A 16,605-nucleotide genomic window follows, 5' to 3' on the forward strand; every position below is an offset into this window, starting at 1 on the left:
TGCTGTCGAGAAGGGCAGCGGCGGGCCAGTTGGCCCGCCGCCCGCAACACGCCTTACAGCGTGCGCGCCACCTCGGTGATTTCATACACTTCGAGCTGGTCGCCTTCCTGAACGTCGTTGAAGTTCTTGATCGACAAACCGCACTCGAAGCCTTGCTTGACTTCCTTGACGTCATCCTTGAAGCGCTTGAGCGAATCCAGCTCGCCGGTATGGATGACCACGTTGTTGCGCAGCACCCGTACCAAGGCGGTACGCTTGACCAGCCCGTCGGTGACCATACAACCAGCCACCGCGCCAATCTTCGGCACGCGGAAGACCTGGCGCACTTCGACCGTACCCAGCGTGACTTCGCGCTTTTCCGGTGCCAGCATGCCCGACATTGCCGCCTTGATCTCGTCTACCGCATCGTAAATGATGTTGTAGTAGCGAATATCGATGCCGTTGTTCTCGGCCAGCTTGCGCGCGCCAGCATCGGCACGCACGTTGAAGCCGATGATGACCGCCTTCGAGGCCGTAGCCAGGTTGACGTCCGACTCCGAGATGCCGCCCACGCCGCCGTGCACGATCTGTACGCGCACTTCTTCGGTGGAGAGCTTCTGCAGCGATTGCACCAGCGCTTCCTGCGAACCCTGAACGTCGGCCTTGACGATCAACGGCAGCGTCTGCACTTCGCCTTCGCTCATCTGTTCCAGCATCGTTTCCAGCTTGGCCGCCTGCTGCTTGGCCAGCTTGACGTCGCGGTACTTGCCTTGACGGAACAGCGCGATTTCGCGCGCCTTGCGCTCGTCCGGCAGCACCAGCACTTCTTCACCAGCCGCCGGCACTTCGGACAGGCCCTGGATCTCGACCGGAATCGAGGGACCGGCTTCCTTGGTCGGCTTGCCGGTTTCGTCCAGCATGGCGCGAACGCGGCCATAAGCGCTGCCAGCCAGCACCACATCGCCACGCTTGAGCGTGCCGCTGGTGACCAGGATGGTCGCGATCGGGCCCTTGCCCTTGTCCAGCTGGGCTTCCACCACCAGGCCCTTGGCCGGGGCGTCCACCGGTGCCTTCAGTTCCAGCACTTCGGCCTGCAGCAGCACTTGCTCGAGCAGGTCGTCGATGCCGGCGCCGGTCTTGGCGGAAACCGGAACGAACGGCGAATCACCGCCGTACTCTTCCGGCAGCACCTGCTCGGCCACCAGTTCCTGCTTGACACGGTCCGGGTTGGCTTCGGGCTTGTCGATCTTGTTGATCGCGACCACGATGGGCACGCCCGCCGCCTTGGCGTGGGCAATGGCTTCCTTCGTCTGCGGCATTACGCCGTCGTCGGCCGCGACCACCAGGATCACGATGTCGGTTGCCTTGGCACCGCGAGCACGCATGGCCGTGAAGGCCTCGTGACCCGGGGTGTCCAGGAAGGTGATCACGCCGCGCTCGGTTTCCACATGGTAGGCACCGATGTGCTGCGTAATACCCCCGGCCTCGCCTGCCGCGACCTTGGCACGACGGATGTAGTCCAGCAGCGAGGTCTTGCCGTGGTCGACGTGACCCATCACGGTCACCACCGGCGGACGCGGCAGCTGCTCGGCGTCGGTGTGGTCTTCACCACCCACGACCAGCAGCGCTTCCGGATCGTCCAGCTTGGCGGCAAACGCCTTGTGGCCCATTTCTTCCACCACGATCATGGCGGTTTCCTGGTCCAGCACCTGGTTGATGGTCACCATCTGGCCGAGCTTCATCATCTGCTTGATGACCTCGGAAGCCTTGACGGCCATCTTGTGCGCCAGGTCGGCCACCGAAATGGTCTCGGGGATGTGCACTTCGCGCACCACCGGTTCCGTCGGCGCCTGGAAATTCGTGCCGCGATCGTCTTGCTGGTGGCGGTTGCCACGACCGCGCGGACCGCCGCGCCAGCCGCCAACGCCACCCGACGAATCGCCGCGGGTTTTCAGGCCGCTGCCCTTCTTCTTCGAGCCTTCGTCCTGCCAGGTCGAGGAAGTCCCTGCCTTCACTACCTTGCCGGTCTTCTTGTCGACGGTGGTGGTAGCGGTGGCCGTGGTCGTTGCGGGCTTCTTCTCGTCTTTCTTGACTTCGGTGCCAGGCGGCTTGACCGGCTTGTGCAGCGTGCCGGTCTGCTCGGCCTTCTTTTCTTCAGCCTTGCGTTCCGACGGCGCCTTGAGCACGCGCGCCGGCGCATTCAGCATCTGCTGAATGGCACGGGCTTCGGCTTCGGCGGCCTCGCGGCGCTTGCGCGCTGCGTCCTGTTCGGCACGCGCCTTGTCGGCAGCCTGCTTGGCGTCGTCGGCGGCCTTCTGCGCGGCAGCGCGTTCGGCGGCCAGGCGAGCCTTTTCGTCTTCGGCCTTCTTGCGCGAATCGTCGTCTTCCGGCGCTTTGGCCGTAGCGGCGGCGCGCAGGGCGACAGCTTCCTCTTCCGCCTTGCGGGCGGCGAGCTCAGCCTGGCGGCGCTCTTCAGCCTCCAGCGCTTCCTGCTTGGCGCGACGCTCGGCCTCCTCGCGTTCGGCCGCTTCCTGGCGTGCCTTCGACTCGGCTTCCTGGCGTGCCAGCAACTCGGCCTGCTGACGATCTTCCTCGTCCTGGCGTGCCTGCTCGGCCGCATCGACCGGCATCTCGACCACTTCGTGGCCATCGGCGCCATCGGTGGAAGCCTCGTCGCGCTTGATCAGGACGCGCTTCTTGCGCACCTCGACCTGCACCGTGCGAGTCTTGCCGGTGGAATCAGCCTGGCGGATCTCGGAGGTCTCACGCTTGGTCAACGTGATCTTCTTGCGCGCGCTGTCATCGGCCGCCCCGTGGGAACGCTTGAGGTAATCCAGCAACTTGGTCTTGTCGGATTCGGTGATGATGTCGTCAGGCGTCACCTTGCCCACCCCAGCTGCCTGCAATTGTTCCAGCAGGGCAGCTGCGCTGCGGCTCAGTTCTGCGGCCAGTTGGGCAACTGTTGTGCTTGCCATTCAAACCCTTTCAATGCTCGGTTTATACGTCGGGACAATTGTGTGTGGAATGCGCGCTCAAGCAGCCTGGAAAAGCACTACGTGAGCGTGTCCCTCAGTTAAACCAATGTTCCCGTGCTTTCATGATCAGCGCGCGGGCATCATCCTCGCCAAGACCAACCATGTCGACGAGTTCGTCGACGGCCAATTCGGCCAGTTCGTCACGCGTGTGAATATTGCCTTCGGCCAGCTTGCCGATCAGTTCCGGGGTCAGGCCGTCGAGCGAGCGCAGATCCTGCGACACCTCTTCCACCTTTTCTTCCCGGGCCAGTTCCATCGTCAAGAGCGCATCGCGGGCGCGGTTGCGCAGCTCGTTGACGGTATCTTCATCGAAGGCGTCGATTTCCAACATCTCGCTGATGGGCACATAGGCCACTTCTTCCAGCGTGGAGAAACCTTCGTCGATCAAGATGTCAGCCACTTCTTCGTCCACGTCCAGCTTGGCCATGAACAACTTGCGCACCACGTCGCTTTCCTCGGCTTGCTTCTGTGCCGATTCTTCCTGCGTCATGATGTTGATCTGCCAGCCGGTCAGCTCGGACGCCAGGCGTACGTTTTGACCACTGCGGCCGATGGCGACGGCGAGGTTTTCCTCGTCGACCACCACGTCCATGCTGTGCTTTTCTTCGTCTACAACGATCGACTGTACCTGTGCCGGCGCCAGGGCGCCAATCACGAACTGCGCCGGGTCTTCCGACCACAGCACGATGTCAACCGCTTCGCCGCCAATCTCGTTACGGACCGCGGTCACCCGCGTGCCGCGCACGCCGACGCAGGTACCGATCGGATCGATACGCTTGTCATGCGCCACCACGGCAATCTTGGCGCGCACGCCGGGGTCGCGGGCAGCTGCCTTGATTTCCAGCAGGCCCTGCTCCATCTCCGGCACTTCGTTCTCGAACAGCTTGATCAGGAACTCGGGCGCGGTGCGCGAGAGCTCGATCTGCGGACCGCGTGCGGTGCGATCCACATTCAGGATATATGCGCGGACACGGTCGCCGGTGCGCAGGTTTTCCTTGGGGATGATCTGGTCGCGGGCCAGCAGCGCTTCCACGCGGCCGGACTCGACGATCAGGCCCTTCTTGTCGGCACGCTTGACCGTGCCGGTCATGACCTTCTCGCCACGATCAAGGTAATCGTTGAGGATCTGCTCGCGCTCGGCGTCACGGATCTTCTGCAGGATCACCTGCTTGGCGGCCTGCGCACCGATACGGCCGAACTCGACCGACTCGATCTGCTCTTCGACAAACTCATCCAGCTGGATGTCCGGATCCTGCTCGCGTGCCTCGAACATGAGGATTTGCTTGTCCGGCTCCTGCAGGCCCTGTTCATCGGGGACTACAAGCCAGCGGCGGAACGTCTCGTGCTCACCGGACTCACGATCGATGGCGACGCGAATATCCACGTCTTCCTCGAAACGCTTCTTGGTTGCCGAAGCGAGTGCCGCTTCCAGCGCACCGAATACCACATCCTTGTCGACGTTCTTCTCACGCGCAAGCGCATCGACGAGCAACAGAACTTCGCGGCTCATTGCTTGTTCCCTTTTTTCTGATTTCCTTTGAAGTCGATCACCGGCACCAGGCGTGCGCGATCAACATCGGATATGGTGAATTCCAGCAGCGCCGTGCCGTTCTGGCCTTCGAACTCGAGGCCAATCTGCTCCGCCCCCGGCTCACCGGTAGGCGTCTGCAGGATGCCGACGAAGTTCTTCTGCCCGTTGACCGGAAGGCGCAAGGTAACCCTGGCTTCCTGGCCCGCGAAGCGGACGAAGTCAGCCAGTTTCTTGAGCGGCCGGTCCAGCCCCGGCGAGGACACCTCGAGGCGCTCGTAGTCGATGTTCTCGACGGTGAGCACATGGGTAAGCTGACGGCTTACCTTCTCGCAATCCTCAATGACGATGCCGGTTTCAGGCTGATCGATATAGACGCGCATGAGTCCGCCTGGAGCGCGCTCGAGCTCAACCAGCTCGTACCCCATGCCGTTCAGGGTGGTTTCGATCAAATCTGCCAGATGCACTGTATTCCCGAATAATGGCCATCAATACCGTGGCAGACCCAGCCCATCGGCACGGCCGTCTTGATTGACGGCTTCAGCCAGCTTGCCTGCCAGTCATCCCGACCGGCGCGCCGCGAAACACGGCAAGCACACGAAACGGGCGAAGCAAAAAAAAATGGGCGCAATGCCCATCATTCGCCCACCCTTTTGCAGGATGACTTTTGAATAGACTTTGATTATACGCTGTCGCGGTGCAAAAGGCAAAGGCACCCGGCTTTGGCGCGGCAGGGATGCGGCCTGTGCCGCTCTTTCCCCCGCCAGGCCCGCCCAAGGCGCCCTGCCTCGCATCGCTCAACGATTGCCGTCGCGGCCACCGCCACGAGGACGGCGGTTGCCGTTGGGCTTGCCGGCCTGCGGCATCACATTCCCATTGGCTTCGCCGCCACCGCGGCGCTGGGAACGATTCTGACCGCCGCCCATGCCACCCATACCGCCCATGCCACCCATGCCGCCCATGCCGGCGCCACGGCCACCACTGCGGCCGCCACGGCCCGGGCCGCCCGGGCCGCGGGGGGAACCCGCCGCGCCACCGCCCAGCTTGGTGGTATGGGACGTCAGCAGGGTCGGGCCACCGATGTAGCCCATCGACGTTTGCATCGGATCCGGCTGACCGCGGCCAGCGCCGCTGCCGCGCGGGCCGTTGCCGCGGTTGACGCGCGGCAGGCCGTCCATGCCGGTCGGCATCGGCATGCCGGCAATGGCTGCCTCGGTGCGCTGCTGGCGGCCACCCACCTTGCTGCCGCCGCGGGGACCGCTATCCCCCTTGGACGGTGCCTTCAGGCCGATGGATGCCATCAGCGCGCGCACGTCGTCCGCCGCGAGTTCTTGCCAGCGGCCGCGCTTCAGGCCGCGCGGCAGCAGAAACTGGCCGTAACGGGTACGGATCAGGCGCGACACGGTCAGGCCGACGGCCTCGAACATGCGGCGCACTTCGCGGTTGCGGCCTTCAGTCAGCGCCACGTGGTACCAGTGGTTGATGCCTTCGCCGCCACCGTCCGCGATGCGCAGAAAATTAGCCTCGCCGTCGTCGAGCTTGATGCCATGCAGCAGGCGCTGGCGATCGGCCTCGGCCAGCTCACCCAGTGTGCGCACCGCATATTCGCGCTCCACGCCGTAGCGCGGATGCATGAACTTGTTGGCGATATCGCCCGAGGAGGTGAAGATCAGCAAGCCCTCGGTGTTGAAGTCGAGGCGGCCCACGGCCACCCACTTCCCCGCCTTGATACGCGGCAGGCTGTCGAACACGGTCGGACGGCCTTCCGGATCCGACTGGCTGACGATTTCGCCGGACGGCTTGTGATACAGCAGCACGCGCGGCGGCTTGGACGACACACGGCGGTGGATCAGCTTGCCGTTGACCCGGACCTGGTCGGCCGGCAGGATGCGCTGGCCGATGTGGGCAGGCAGGCCATTGACCGAAACCCGGCCCTGCAGGATCAGCTCTTCCATTTCCCGGCGCGAGCCCAGCCCACCCTCGGCGAGCACTTTGTGCAGCTTGGGCGCATCGTCGTCTGCAGACAGCTCACGCACCGGCTTGACCCGGGCCTGCGGACCGCTCGACTCTTCCTGGTCGTACTGACCGGAAATGACAAAGCGGAACAGGTCCTCACCGCTCGCGGCGGCGGCGGGCGCCTTCTCAGACACACCCGCGGCTGGGCGCTGCGTGCCGCCTTTGCCCTTGCTGCCCTTGCCTTGCTGGCGCGGGCCGCCCTGCTGCCCTTCAGCGCCGCCGCGGCGGGCGGCGCCTTGCGGCTGCTGGCCTTGCTGCGGCTTGCGCTTGCGGGCGCCATTCCCGTTCGGGTTAGCGCGGGTGCCATCGCGCTGGCGCTCGCCCGCGGCTTCTCCGCCAGCTTCGCTTGCGCCTTCGGCATTGTCGTTACTGAAGTTGCGGCGGCCTCGCGGCGCCGGGCGCTCGCCCTGCTGCTCGCCGGCCTGCACCGCCTCGCCTTCCGCGGGCTTGCGCTTGCCACGCGTACGTCCCTTCCTTGCGCCGTCGCCACGCGCGTCTTGCGCGGCGCCCACATCGGGGCTGCCAGCAGGGATTGCCGCCCCGCCGTCCGCGGCACGGCCGCCATCGCGGTCCTGCGCGGCCTGGCGGCGCGTGGCCACCAGATTGCGCAAGCCACGGCGCAGGCCCTTGCGGCGCGGCGCGCCATCGGTGCCGGCGCCGCCTTCGGCGCCATTGCCGGCATCGCCGGCCGGCGTATCCGCCTGGCGGACGTCTTGATCAGAATCGGACAAGGTATTCACATTCGGATGTTGCATGGTGTTCAGTTGGACACGCGCTGGTCGTGCTCGTCGTGCTCGCTGGGGTGCGCCGGATTCGTCGTGGACGCCCCCGGGACTTCGGACGCCTGCGCGCCGGAGGCCACTTGTACGTGGTAACCGTTGGCGGGCGTGTCCGTTTGCTCATTTGTTTCACCGTCTTCGACGGCTTGCTCCTCGGCTGTGTCGCCGGACTGCGCGCCGGCGGGGTCGGCGGACATCGGCTCGCTCGCCAGCTCACTGCCTGGCCCGGGCGTCGCCGGCACTTCCGACTCGGCCCCGGGCGCGGGTGTGAACCCGGCTTCCGCTTGCGCCAAAGCCTCCTTCCTTTCAAACGCATCCACCAAATCGGCGATGCCATCCGTGGCGCCGGCCGCAAGACCGTCGGGGGCAACCACGCTGGAAAGGGTCGGTTCACCCTCTCCGGCATCCGCCGCAACCAGAGCGGCAGCGCCGGCCTGATCATCGCCAGGTTCCGCGAATGCCTCTTCGTCGCTATCCGCCGGCACCGTGCCCAGCGCCTCGAAGTCAATCGGCTCCTGATTCAGCAGCGCGACCTGCGCCTGGGCCTGGATGTCTTCCAGCGGCGGCAATTCATCGAGCGTGCGCAGGCCAAGGTCATCAAGGAAGTTCTTGGTGGTGGCATAAAGCGCAGGCCGTCCGGGCACGTCACGGTGGCCGATCACCTCGATCCAGCTGCGATCCTCGAGCTTCTTCACGACTTCGGTGCTGACCGCGACACCGCGGATTTCCTCGATATCGCCCCGCGTGACCGGTTGCCGGTAGGCGATGATCGCCAGCGTCTCCATCACGGCGCGGGAGTACTTGGGCGGCTTTTCGGGATTCAGCCTATCCAGGTATTCACGCATGACAGGGCGGCTCTGGAAACGCCAGCCACTGGCCAGTGCCACGAGTTCCACGCCGCGCTGCTCCCAGTCGCGGCGCAGCTCTTCGAGCAGCACGCGAATGGTGTCGGCACCGACGTCGTCGGCAAACAGCCGGCGCAAGTCATTGACGCGCAAGGGTTCCTGCGCGCAGATCAGCGCGGTCTCGAGGACGATCTTCGCCTCTTGGGTATTCATGTTGATTGCGTGCAGCCTGTCTTTGCACCTGCGCCCCGGTTGATCCCGGGCGCACTGGAGATTGCGGGTTCAGCGGTAGGGATTGCCACCGCCATCTGGCCGCGCAGCCAACCGCATGCTTGATGCATGCCAGCCGTGCGCCTTCTTTTATTGCATCGGGTGCCGGACCTGACCGGCAGGAGATCGCCCGGCCACCGGCTTTATCTGCCAGTCGACGGAGCCCTTGCGTCGCGCCTTCCCCCTGATGTGGCGGACCTGTCCGGCGCGGCGTCTATCATCGAACGCGCCGGGTGCAAGAAAATACGGATATCGGGCCTGCTGGCCTATTTCACCCCGCCCTGCCGTAGCTGGTCTTTTGAACCGAATCTTGTGAACCGGACGGCGGATGGGGAACGGTCCCTGGCGCTGATGCCTGCCTGGGTGTTCCTGGCATGCATCCCTGAGCAGCGGATGCTACCTGACGATGCCACGATGAAGTACGCTGCGCGATATCGCTGTTCTTGCGATTGTATGGCATTCCCTGGCAAACCTGCAACCGATTCGCACAGCTACCTCAGCGAGGAAGTGACAGATGCACCACGAAACAGCGCTTCAGAAGACCAGACAGAATCCATGCGCGGCAAGCGTCTCAGGCAAAAGCAGCGCGCGCGCCACCCCGGCCAAGCCAAAGGCCACCACTGCAAGGCCAGCGCCAGCCCGCAACGCCGGGCGCCGCGAAAGCTGCCTGAGATAGCCGGACAGGCCCGAGATCACCAACAGATTCGGCAGGGTGCCCAGGCCAAACACGGCCATCACCAGCGCGCCCGACGCGGCATTGCCGGCCAGCAATGCCATGGCAAGGGCGCCGTACACCATGCCGCACGGGACCAGCCCCCAGGCTAGCCCCATGCCGTAGCGGCGCAGCAACCGGCCCTGCCCCTGCACCCGGGCCACAGCCGGCAAGCGCACCCCGACGGCGCCAAGGCCGCGCAGCAAGCCGCCCGCGCCACGGGCGGCGAGCCGCTCCAGCCAACCCGTACCCATGGTGCGCCCGCGCAACATCCACAAGCCCGACAACACCAGCATCACACTGCCGATCCCAAACAGCCAGCGCTGCAGCGGCAGGTACTGTGCCTTCCAGACGCCAGCACCAAGGGCGCCCAGCAAGGCCCCCAGCACCGCATACATGCTAAGCCGCCCGGCATGCATGACAAGCAGTTCCAGCAACCAATGGCCGGGACGCCGCAGCACCGTGGCAGGCACGCGCGCAACGCCGCCCTGCTCCGCCGCCAGCGCGATCCCGCCGCACATGGCGGCGCAGTGCACGCCGCCCAGCAAAGCCAGGGTAAATACGCTGATAAGCACGCCTATGGTCAACTTCTCCTCCCAATCACACAATCGCAACGCCCGGCGCGGTAAAATGCGTCGAACGCGCCCCCGCAGCTCCAAGAGGCGCTATCAACATGAGGCCTTGCGCCCGCGCACACCAGCGCGCTCGCACAACATGACGACGGGCACGGCAAGCCGCGCTGCACAGATAGCGCACTGCCGCAAGACCCGCGCGCCAGGCCGATGTGGATGGCGCTTCCAATCGACGACTCTCAACGTCAAGCTCTCAACTCAATGCGCCCGCCACATCGCGCTTGATTGACTGCGCTAAACCGACAGGCCCCAATTGCTCACCACCATTCCTATTACCGAGATGTCGCCCCGCTGCTCCACTTGCTCGCTCGGCCAGCTCTGCCTGCCCGTCGGCATGTCGCAGCAGGACCTCGAAAAGATGGATACGCTGGTCCAGGACCGGGTGCGCGTACGCAAGGGCGAAACCCTGTACCGCCTCGGCGATCCTCTCACCGCCGTCTACGCGATCCGCTTCGGCACGCTCAAGACCCACCTGACAATGGAAGACGGCCGCTCGCAGATCACGGGCTTCCACCTTCCCGGCGAAGTCGTCGGCCTTGACGGCCTCGGCGAGATGCAGCACGCGTCGGATGCCACCGCGCTGGAAGATACCGAAGTCTGCGTGGTGCGCTTCGGCGATCTCCAGACGTTGTCCAACGTCCTGCCTTCCCTGCAGCATCAGTTCATGCGCCTGATGAGCAAGGAGATCTCGCAGGACCAGGTCATGTTGATCACGCTCGGATCGATGCGCGCCGAGGAGCGGCTTGCCGCTTTCCTGATCAACCTGTCCGAGCGCTTGTCCGCGCGCGGCTATTCGGCCTCCGAATTCGTGCTGCGCATGAGCCGCGAGGAAATCGGCAGCTACCTGGGGCTCAAGCTCGAAACCGTCAGCCGCCTGTTCTCGCGCTTTGCGGAAGCCGGCCTGATCCAGATCCGCCAGCGCCACGTCAAGCTGGTCGACATGGTGGGGATCAAGCAGATCGTCAACAAATCCTGCTGACGTGCTCGTCGCGGGCCGCCCTCGCCCGCCGCGGCACGCCGCGATGCCGCGCCTGCTGGCCTGAACCGGCAAGGCGCGCATCGCAATCACTCCAGCTCGTCCGTGTCCGCCAGCCGCGTGGGCATGGTGTACAGCGTCAAGCCGCTCGACAGCGCGCACAGCACCCACGCGATCAGGAAGCCCACGGTGTAGACCGCCTCCCGCGATGCCTCGACCGGCTGGCCGAAGAAGCGCAGGTCACCGGGATCGACCATGGAGAATACCAGCGCGGTGGTCAGCCCGGCGACCAGGAAAGCGGGCCACAGCACCCACATCAGCCAGCGTAGTCTCATGATCACCTCGCTTGCGCCGCGACCGGCGCTGCCTGGCGTGCCGCGCTGCCCGCCTTCTCGACCACCAGGCCGTGGCGCGCCACCCCTTCCTCAATGGGTGGATCCGGGTGGGTCATAGCCAGCCAGATCGTGACCCCGCAGGCCACCATGGCCACGAACGGCCCACTCATCAGCAGCCACGGCCATGGCTCCTTCCACCAGGGATTGCTTTGCTGCGTCATCTGGCCTCCTCCTCTAGATCTAGATCGCGTATGTTGCGTACGGATTGGTGCATCCAGCGTCCCCGCCGCCTCATAGATTGCGCGGCACGATAAAGCTGGTGCTCTGTCGAATCTCTGCGCCATGGCTGCCCGCGCCCTCGTCGGGCACCGCGGTGACCGTGACCTCGATCTTGTGCGTGCCCTGCGCCGCGGCCTCGATCGGCACGCGCACCCGGATGGGAATCAGGCGATTGGACGTGGGTTCCAGGTTGCCGGCAGCGTGATCATATTCCACGGCCAGGCCCTTGAGCTCGCCGCTGCCCGCGCTGACGGCGACGCGCATCGGCGCCTCGGTCGTGTTGATCAGCTGCAGCCGGTACACGTTCTCGATCCAGCGCCCTTCCACCTCACGCCCCAGCGCGCCGCGGTCGCGGATGATATCGACCTTGAGCGGCGTGCGCATGGCCAGCGAGGCCATGAAGCCGGCGACCAGCGCCAGCCAGATCACCGAGTAGATCACCGTGCGCGGCCGCACCAGGCGCTTGCGCGCCACGGTCTCGGAGAGCGCGCTGCGCATGGCGTTCTCGGACGTATAGCGGATCAGCCCGCGCGGGTAGGCCATCTTGTCCATGACCTGGTTGCAGGCGTCGATACACGCGCCGCAGCCAATGCAGTCGTACTGCAGGCCATCCCGGATATCGATGCCAGTGGGACAGACCTGCACGCAGATGCTGCAATTCACGCACGAGCCCAGCCCGGCGGCCTTGTGGTCCGCCTTGCGCGAGCGGCTGCCGCGCGGTTCGCCGCGGCCCACGTCATAGGTGACCACATAGGTGTCGCGATCCACCATCACGCTCTGGAAGCGCGCATACGGGCACATGTACTTGCAGACCTGCTCGCGCATGAAGCCGGCGTTGCCCCAGGTGGCAAACGAGTAAAACAGCATCCAGAACGTCTGCCACGGGCCCAGCGAGAGGCTCAGCACCTGCGCGCCGAGCGTGCGAATGGGCGAGAAATAGCCGACGAAGGTAAAGCCCGTCCATAGCGCGATCACGATCCAGAGCGTGTGCTTGGTGGCCTTCAGGCGCAGCTTGCGCGCGCTCCAAGGATCGCCGTCCAGGCGGATGCGGGCAAAGCGGTCGCCTTCCACATGCCGCTCGATCCACATGAAGATCTCGGTGTACACCGTCTGCGGACACGCGTAGCCGCAGAACAGCCGCCCCGCGATCGCCGTGAAGAGAAACAGCGACACCGCGGAGATCACCAGCAGCACGGCAAGGTAGATCACGTCCTGGGGCCACAGCACCAGGCCGAATATATAGAACTTGCGCGCGCCGAGATCGAACAACATGGCCTGGCGGCCATTCCACTGCAGCCAGGGCATGCCATAGAAGAACAGCTGGGTCAGGACCACCATCCAGACCCGCCAGTTCGAGAACGCACCCGACACCGAGCGCGGATAGATCTTGCGGCGGACTTCGTACAGGGTCTCGTCCGACGTTTCCGCGTCCGCCGCGCCAGGCGTGGGCGCTCGCAGCGGTGCCCACGCGGCCCCGTTCCTTTGAAGCGGCTCCGGTCCGGGGGCGTTCATGAGCGAACACCCCCGCCGCGGTGCCGGCCCGGCTGACAAGCACAAGCGTGGTGGCTCATTGCTTGCCCCCCTCGCCTGCACCGCCACCGGTGTTGGACAGGCCCCAGACATAGGCCGTCAACATGCGGATACGCTCCGGCGTGAGGATTTCCTCGTGCGCCGGCATATGGTTGTTATGGCCCTTCAGGATGGCGTCGACGATGTTCGCCTCCGAGCTGCCGTACAGCCACACGCGGTCCGACAGGTTAGGCGCGCCAAGCGCCTGGTTGCCCTTGCCGGTGGAGCCATGGCAGGCCGCGCAGGTGGACTTGAACGTGCTCTCGCCGCGCGAGGCGCGGATCGGATCGTAAGACAGGCCGGACAGCGAACGCACGTATTGCGCCACGTCGCCAGCGAGCTTGCCGTCGATGGTCGAGGCGAACGACGGCATCACGCCGTTGCGGCCCTTGGTAATGGTCTGCGTGATGGTCTCGGGCTCCCCGCCGTACAGCCAGTCGTTGTCGGTCAGGTTGGGAAAGCCGTGGCTGCCGCGCGCATCGGAGCCGTGGCATTGCGCGCAGTAGTTGAGAAACAGGCGTTGCCCGATCTCGCGCGCCGCCGGGTCGGCCGCCACCTGCTTGACGTCCATCTGCATGTACTTGCCATAGACCTCGCGCTGCAGTTGCTCGGCTGCCTGGCGGTGCGCCTCCAGCTCAACCCGGCTGGAGGTCTTGAGCACGCCGGCGTAGGAACCCAGGCCGGGATACAGCACCAGGTAACCCAGGCCAAAGATGCATGCCAGCAGGAACATCCACATCCACCAGCGCGGCAACGGGTTGTTCAGCTCGCGCAGGTCGCCGTCCCACACGTGGCCGGTGTCCTCAGGGGCGCCCACAACCTTGGTGACCTTGCGCTGGGAGAACAGCAGCCACACGCACCAGACGATGCCGACCAGCGCGATGGCGGCAATGTAGTAGCTCCAGAAATCCGTGAAGAAGTCGCTCATGACTCAGTGTTCCTGCTTGGTGTTGTTTGCGCCGCCGGCATGACGCGCGACGCGGTGGCCGGCATCGGGGCGGGCGTCTTGGCATGCAGCCAGCGGCTCGTCGGGCAAGGCGAACGGCAGCATGGCCGACTCCTGGTTGGCCGCCTTGCGCCCGGACGACCAGGCCCACCAGCAGATGGCGATGAAGGCAGCCATCGAGACCACGGTGGAAAACGCGGTGAGCATTGCCATGGCTTACTCCTTGGCCGGCGTGGCCGCGGGCTGCGCGGCGGCCGCGGTATCGACCCGCACATTGCGCTTGGCGATCCCAAGCTCCTGCAGGTAAGCGACCATCGCGTCTTCCTCGGTCTTGCCGGCCAGCGTGGCAGGCGCCTGCTCGATCTCGGCGTCGGTGTACGGCACGCCAAGACGGCGCAGCGCACGCATGCGGTCGCGGACGTCATTGGTCTGCAACGGCGTTTTCTCCAGCCACGGGTAGGACGGCATCACCGATTCGGGCACCACGTCGCGCGGATTGCGCAAGTGGATGCGCTGCCAGTCATCGGAGTAGCGTCCGCCCACGCGCGCCAGGTCGGGACCAGTACGCTTGGAGCCCCACAGGAAGGGATGGTCGTAGACCGACTCGCCCGCCGTGGAGTAATGGCCATAGCGCTCGACATCGCCCTGCAACGTGCGCACCTGCTGCGAATGGCAGCCCACGCAGCCCTCGCGGATATAGATATCGCGGCCCATCAGGCGCAGCGCGGAGTACGGCTTGATCCCCGCGTCGGGCTCGGTGGTGGAGTGCTGGAAGAACAGCGGCACGATCTGGACGAGCCCGGCGATGCTGACCACCAGGATGGTGCAGAGGATCAGCCACCCGATATTCTTCTCCAGGGTCTCGTGCGTAAAGAAGCTTCGTTTTTCGGACATCGTTTCTATCCTGGAATGATCAATGGGCGGAGGCGGAAACGCTGGTCGGGATCAGTGCATCCACGGCAGGCTTGCCGATGATGGTCCTGGCCACGTTGTATGCCATCAGCAGCATGCCGGAGAGGAAGCACAAGCCACCCAGCAAGCGGATCAGGTAGAACGGGTACTTGGCCTTGACCGCTTCCACGAAAGCGTAGGTCAGCGTGCCGTCGGGCTGGGTGGCGCGCCACATCAGGCCCTCCATCACACCGGCGATCCACATCGAGGCGATGTACAGCACCACGCCGATGGTGGCGATCCAGAAATGCAGCTCGATCAGGCGCACGCTGTACATCTCCTTCTCGCCGAAGAGCCGCGGGATCAGGTAGTAGAGCGAGCCGATCGAGATCATCGCGACCCAGCCCAGCGCGCCGGAGTGCACGTGGCCAATGGTCCAGTCCGTGTAGTGCGACAACGCGTTGACGGTCTTGATCGACATCATCGAGCCCTCGAAGGTCGCCATGCCGTAGAACGACAGCGCCACCACCAGGAACTTGAGGATGGGATCGGTGCGCAGCTTGTGCCAGGCACCCGACAAGGTCATGATGCCGTTGATCATGCCGCCCCACGAAGGCGCCAGCAGGATCAGCGAGAACACCATGCCGAGCGATTGCGCCCAGTCCGGCAGCGAGGTGAACTGCAAGTGGTGGGGACCGGCCCACATATAGGTGAAGTTGAGCGCCCAGAAGTGAACGATCGACAGGCGGTAGGAATAGATCGGGCGGCCGGCCTGCTTGGGGATGAAGTAATACATCATGCCCAGGAAGCTGGTGGTCAGGAAGAAGCCCACCGCGTTATGGCCGTACCACCACTGCACCATGGCGTCCTGCACGCCGGCATAAGCCGAGTAGGACTTCCACATGCCCACCGGCATCTCGGCATTGTTGACGAGATGCAGGATGGCGATGGTCAGGATGTAGGCGCCGAAGAACCAGTTGGCCACGTAGATATGGCGGGTCTTGCGCTTCATGATGGTGCCGAAGAACACGATGGCATAAGCCACCCAGACCAGCGTGATCAGGATGTCGATCGGCCATTCGAGCTCGGCGTACTCCTTCGAGCTGGTGATGCCCAGCGGCAGCGTGATGACTGCGGCCACGATCACCAGTTGCCAGCCCCAGAACGTGAAGGCCGCCAGCGGGCCGCAGAACAGCCGCGCCTGGCAGGTGCGCTGCACGATGTAATACGAAGTAGCGAACAGCGCGCTGCCGCCGAAGGCGAAGATGACCGCGTTGGTGTGAAGCGGGCGCAAGCGTCCGAACGACAGCCATGGCGTGTTGAAATTAAGCTCCGGCCAGATCAACTGTGCCGCGAGCAGAACGCCTACGGCCATACCGACAATCCCCCAGACTACCGTCATGACGGCAAACTGCCGCACAACGCCGTAATTGAAGGTGTCGGCGCGAGAATACGCGGCGGTGACAGCCATTCAGACCCCCAGATTGGATAAACATGAATTGATGTTGTGACTGTAGGAAAAGCGGGCGCCGACCGTCTTGATCTGTGTCAAGCGCACCGGAAAGCCACCGAAAAGCATGGGAACTCAGGTGCGATGGCGTCTCACATCCGCACACACGGCAACGCGGCCGCACACGGCCACGGCTGCATTGCCGCGATCACTCAGGGCTTGTCGTTGTCGAGCAGAATGGCCTCGCCGGGCCGGTCGAGGTCGTCGTATTGCCCGGCATGCAGCGCCCACCAGAGCGCGCCGGCGATCACCGCGACCAGCACCAGGCTCATCGGCACCAGCAGGTAGAGCATGTCCATGGCG

14 protein-coding genes and 1 pseudogene are annotated in these 16,605 nt (G+C 64.8%); 1 reads left to right on the forward strand and 14 read right to left on the reverse strand.

What is annotated here, in order from left to right:
* Positions 1-53 precede the first annotated feature (53 nt).
* The 6 genes from infB to ACX12D_RS11795 all read right to left on the reverse strand — a co-directional run bounded on the left by infB (position 54) and on the right by ACX12D_RS11795 (position 9,751).
* Positions 54-2,954 (reverse strand): translation initiation factor IF-2, encoded by a 2,901-nt coding sequence (gene infB / locus ACX12D_RS11770; protein ID WP_459371275.1) that lies wholly within the window; start codon positions 2,952-2,954, stop codon positions 54-56.
* A gap of 94 nt (positions 2,955-3,048) precedes the next feature.
* The gene (nusA, locus tag ACX12D_RS11775; protein ID WP_043347317.1) at positions 3,049-4,524 is read right to left on the reverse strand and encodes a transcription termination factor NusA; all 1,476 of its coding nucleotides are present in this window, start codon (positions 4,522-4,524) and stop codon (positions 3,049-3,051) included.
* Positions 4,521-5,009, reverse strand: a complete 489-nt coding sequence (gene rimP / locus ACX12D_RS11780; RefSeq protein WP_043347318.1) for a ribosome maturation factor RimP — start codon at positions 5,007-5,009, stop codon at positions 4,521-4,523. Before rimP ends, nusA begins: the two co-directional genes overlap by 4 nt.
* A 330-nt stretch (positions 5,010-5,339) precedes the next feature.
* Positions 5,340-7,313: a 23S rRNA pseudouridine(2605) synthase RluB gene (gene rluB / locus ACX12D_RS11785; RefSeq protein WP_459371276.1), complete on the reverse strand. Its 1,974-nt coding sequence runs from the start codon at positions 7,311-7,313 to the stop codon at positions 5,340-5,342.
* 5 nt (positions 7,314-7,318) lie between these two features.
* The gene (gene scpB, locus ACX12D_RS11790; RefSeq protein WP_459371277.1) at positions 7,319-8,395 is read right to left on the reverse strand and encodes an SMC-Scp complex subunit ScpB; all 1,077 of its coding nucleotides are present in this window, start codon (positions 8,393-8,395) and stop codon (positions 7,319-7,321) included.
* A gap of 591 nt (positions 8,396-8,986) precedes the next feature.
* The gene (locus ACX12D_RS11795; RefSeq protein WP_459371278.1) at positions 8,987-9,751 is read right to left on the reverse strand and encodes a sulfite exporter TauE/SafE family protein; all 765 of its coding nucleotides are present in this window, start codon (positions 9,749-9,751) and stop codon (positions 8,987-8,989) included.
* A 298-nt stretch (positions 9,752-10,049) separates the two neighbouring features.
* On the opposite strand from ACX12D_RS11795, the gene fnr reads away from it, so the two are divergent.
* Positions 10,050-10,775: a fumarate/nitrate reduction transcriptional regulator Fnr gene (gene fnr / locus ACX12D_RS11800; protein WP_150990999.1), complete on the forward strand. Its 726-nt coding sequence runs from the start codon at positions 10,050-10,052 to the stop codon at positions 10,773-10,775.
* An 86-nt stretch (positions 10,776-10,861) separates the two neighbouring features.
* On the opposite strand, the gene ACX12D_RS11805 is transcribed toward fnr, so the two are convergent.
* From ACX12D_RS11805 to ccoS, 8 genes and pseudogenes are all read right to left on the reverse strand, one after another.
* Entirely contained in the window at positions 10,862-11,107 is a 246-nt protein-coding gene (locus ACX12D_RS11805) for a hypothetical protein (protein ID WP_253927466.1), read from the reverse strand.
* Between the two features lie 2 nt (positions 11,108-11,109).
* Positions 11,110-11,328 (reverse strand): membrane protein, encoded by a 219-nt coding sequence (locus ACX12D_RS11810; RefSeq protein ID WP_043347331.1) that lies wholly within the window; start codon positions 11,326-11,328, stop codon positions 11,110-11,112.
* A 70-nt stretch (positions 11,329-11,398) separates the two neighbouring features.
* The gene (ccoG, locus tag ACX12D_RS11815; protein WP_459371279.1) at positions 11,399-12,898 is read right to left on the reverse strand and encodes a cytochrome c oxidase accessory protein CcoG; all 1,500 of its coding nucleotides are present in this window, start codon (positions 12,896-12,898) and stop codon (positions 11,399-11,401) included.
* A 55-nt stretch (positions 12,899-12,953) separates the two neighbouring features.
* On the reverse strand, positions 12,954-13,883 hold the full coding sequence (gene ccoP / locus ACX12D_RS11820) for a cytochrome-c oxidase, cbb3-type subunit III (RefSeq protein WP_459371280.1): 930 nt from the start codon (positions 13,881-13,883) through the stop codon (positions 12,954-12,956).
* 75 nt (positions 13,884-13,958) lie between these two features.
* A pseudogene (locus ACX12D_RS11825) lies at positions 13,959-14,114 on the reverse strand (cbb3-type cytochrome oxidase subunit 3); the annotation flags it as partial.
* A 3-nt stretch (positions 14,115-14,117) separates the two neighbouring features.
* Positions 14,118-14,795 carry a cytochrome-c oxidase, cbb3-type subunit II gene (gene ccoO, locus ACX12D_RS11830; RefSeq protein WP_441641150.1) on the reverse strand — a complete coding sequence of 226 codons (678 nt, stop codon included), beginning with the start codon at positions 14,793-14,795 and terminating at the stop codon, positions 14,118-14,120.
* A 19-nt stretch (positions 14,796-14,814) separates the two neighbouring features.
* Positions 14,815-16,263 carry a cytochrome-c oxidase, cbb3-type subunit I gene (gene ccoN, locus ACX12D_RS11835; protein ID WP_043347346.1) on the reverse strand — a complete coding sequence of 483 codons (1,449 nt, stop codon included), beginning with the start codon at positions 16,261-16,263 and terminating at the stop codon, positions 14,815-14,817.
* 191 nt (positions 16,264-16,454) lie between these two features.
* A complete protein-coding gene (ccoS, locus tag ACX12D_RS11840; protein WP_006162067.1) occupies positions 16,455-16,601 on the reverse strand; it encodes a cbb3-type cytochrome oxidase assembly protein CcoS in 147 nt (48 codons plus the stop codon).
* Positions 16,602-16,605: the final 4 nt, after the last annotated feature.

This window comes from Cupriavidus sp. PET2-C1, assembly GCF_054515855.1.

Bases quoted from the DNA above. Each gene is read 5' to 3' on its own strand.
- infB (WP_459371275.1), bottom strand. From the start codon at position 2,954: ATGGCAAGCACAACAGTTGCCCAACTGGCCGCAGAACTGAGCCGCAGC.
- nusA (WP_043347317.1), bottom strand. From the start codon at position 4,524: ATGAGCCGCGAAGTTCTGTTGCTCGTCGATGCGCTTGCGCGTGAGAAG.
- rluB (WP_459371276.1), bottom strand. From the start codon at position 7,313: ATGCAACATCCGAATGTGAATACCTTGTCCGATTCTGATCAAGACGTC.
- scpB (WP_459371277.1), bottom strand. From the start codon at position 8,395: ATGAATACCCAAGAGGCGAAGATCGTCCTCGAGACCGCGCTGATCTGC.
- ACX12D_RS11805 (WP_253927466.1), bottom strand. From the start codon at position 11,107: ATGAGACTACGCTGGCTGATGTGGGTGCTGTGGCCCGCTTTCCTGGTC.
- ACX12D_RS11810 (WP_043347331.1), bottom strand. From the start codon at position 11,328: ATGACGCAGCAAAGCAATCCCTGGTGGAAGGAGCCATGGCCGTGGCTG.
- ccoG (WP_459371279.1), bottom strand. From the start codon at position 12,898: ATGAACGCCCCCGGACCGGAGCCGCTTCAAAGGAACGGGGCCGCGTGG.
- ccoP (WP_459371280.1), bottom strand. From the start codon at position 13,883: ATGAGCGACTTCTTCACGGATTTCTGGAGCTACTACATTGCCGCCATC.
- ccoO (WP_441641150.1), bottom strand. From the start codon at position 14,795: ATGTCCGAAAAACGAAGCTTCTTTACGCACGAGACCCTGGAGAAGAAT.
- ccoN (WP_043347346.1), bottom strand. From the start codon at position 16,263: ATGGCTGTCACCGCCGCGTATTCTCGCGCCGACACCTTCAATTACGGC.
- ccoS (WP_006162067.1), bottom strand. From the start codon at position 16,601: ATGGACATGCTCTACCTGCTGGTGCCGATGAGCCTGGTGCTGGTCGCG.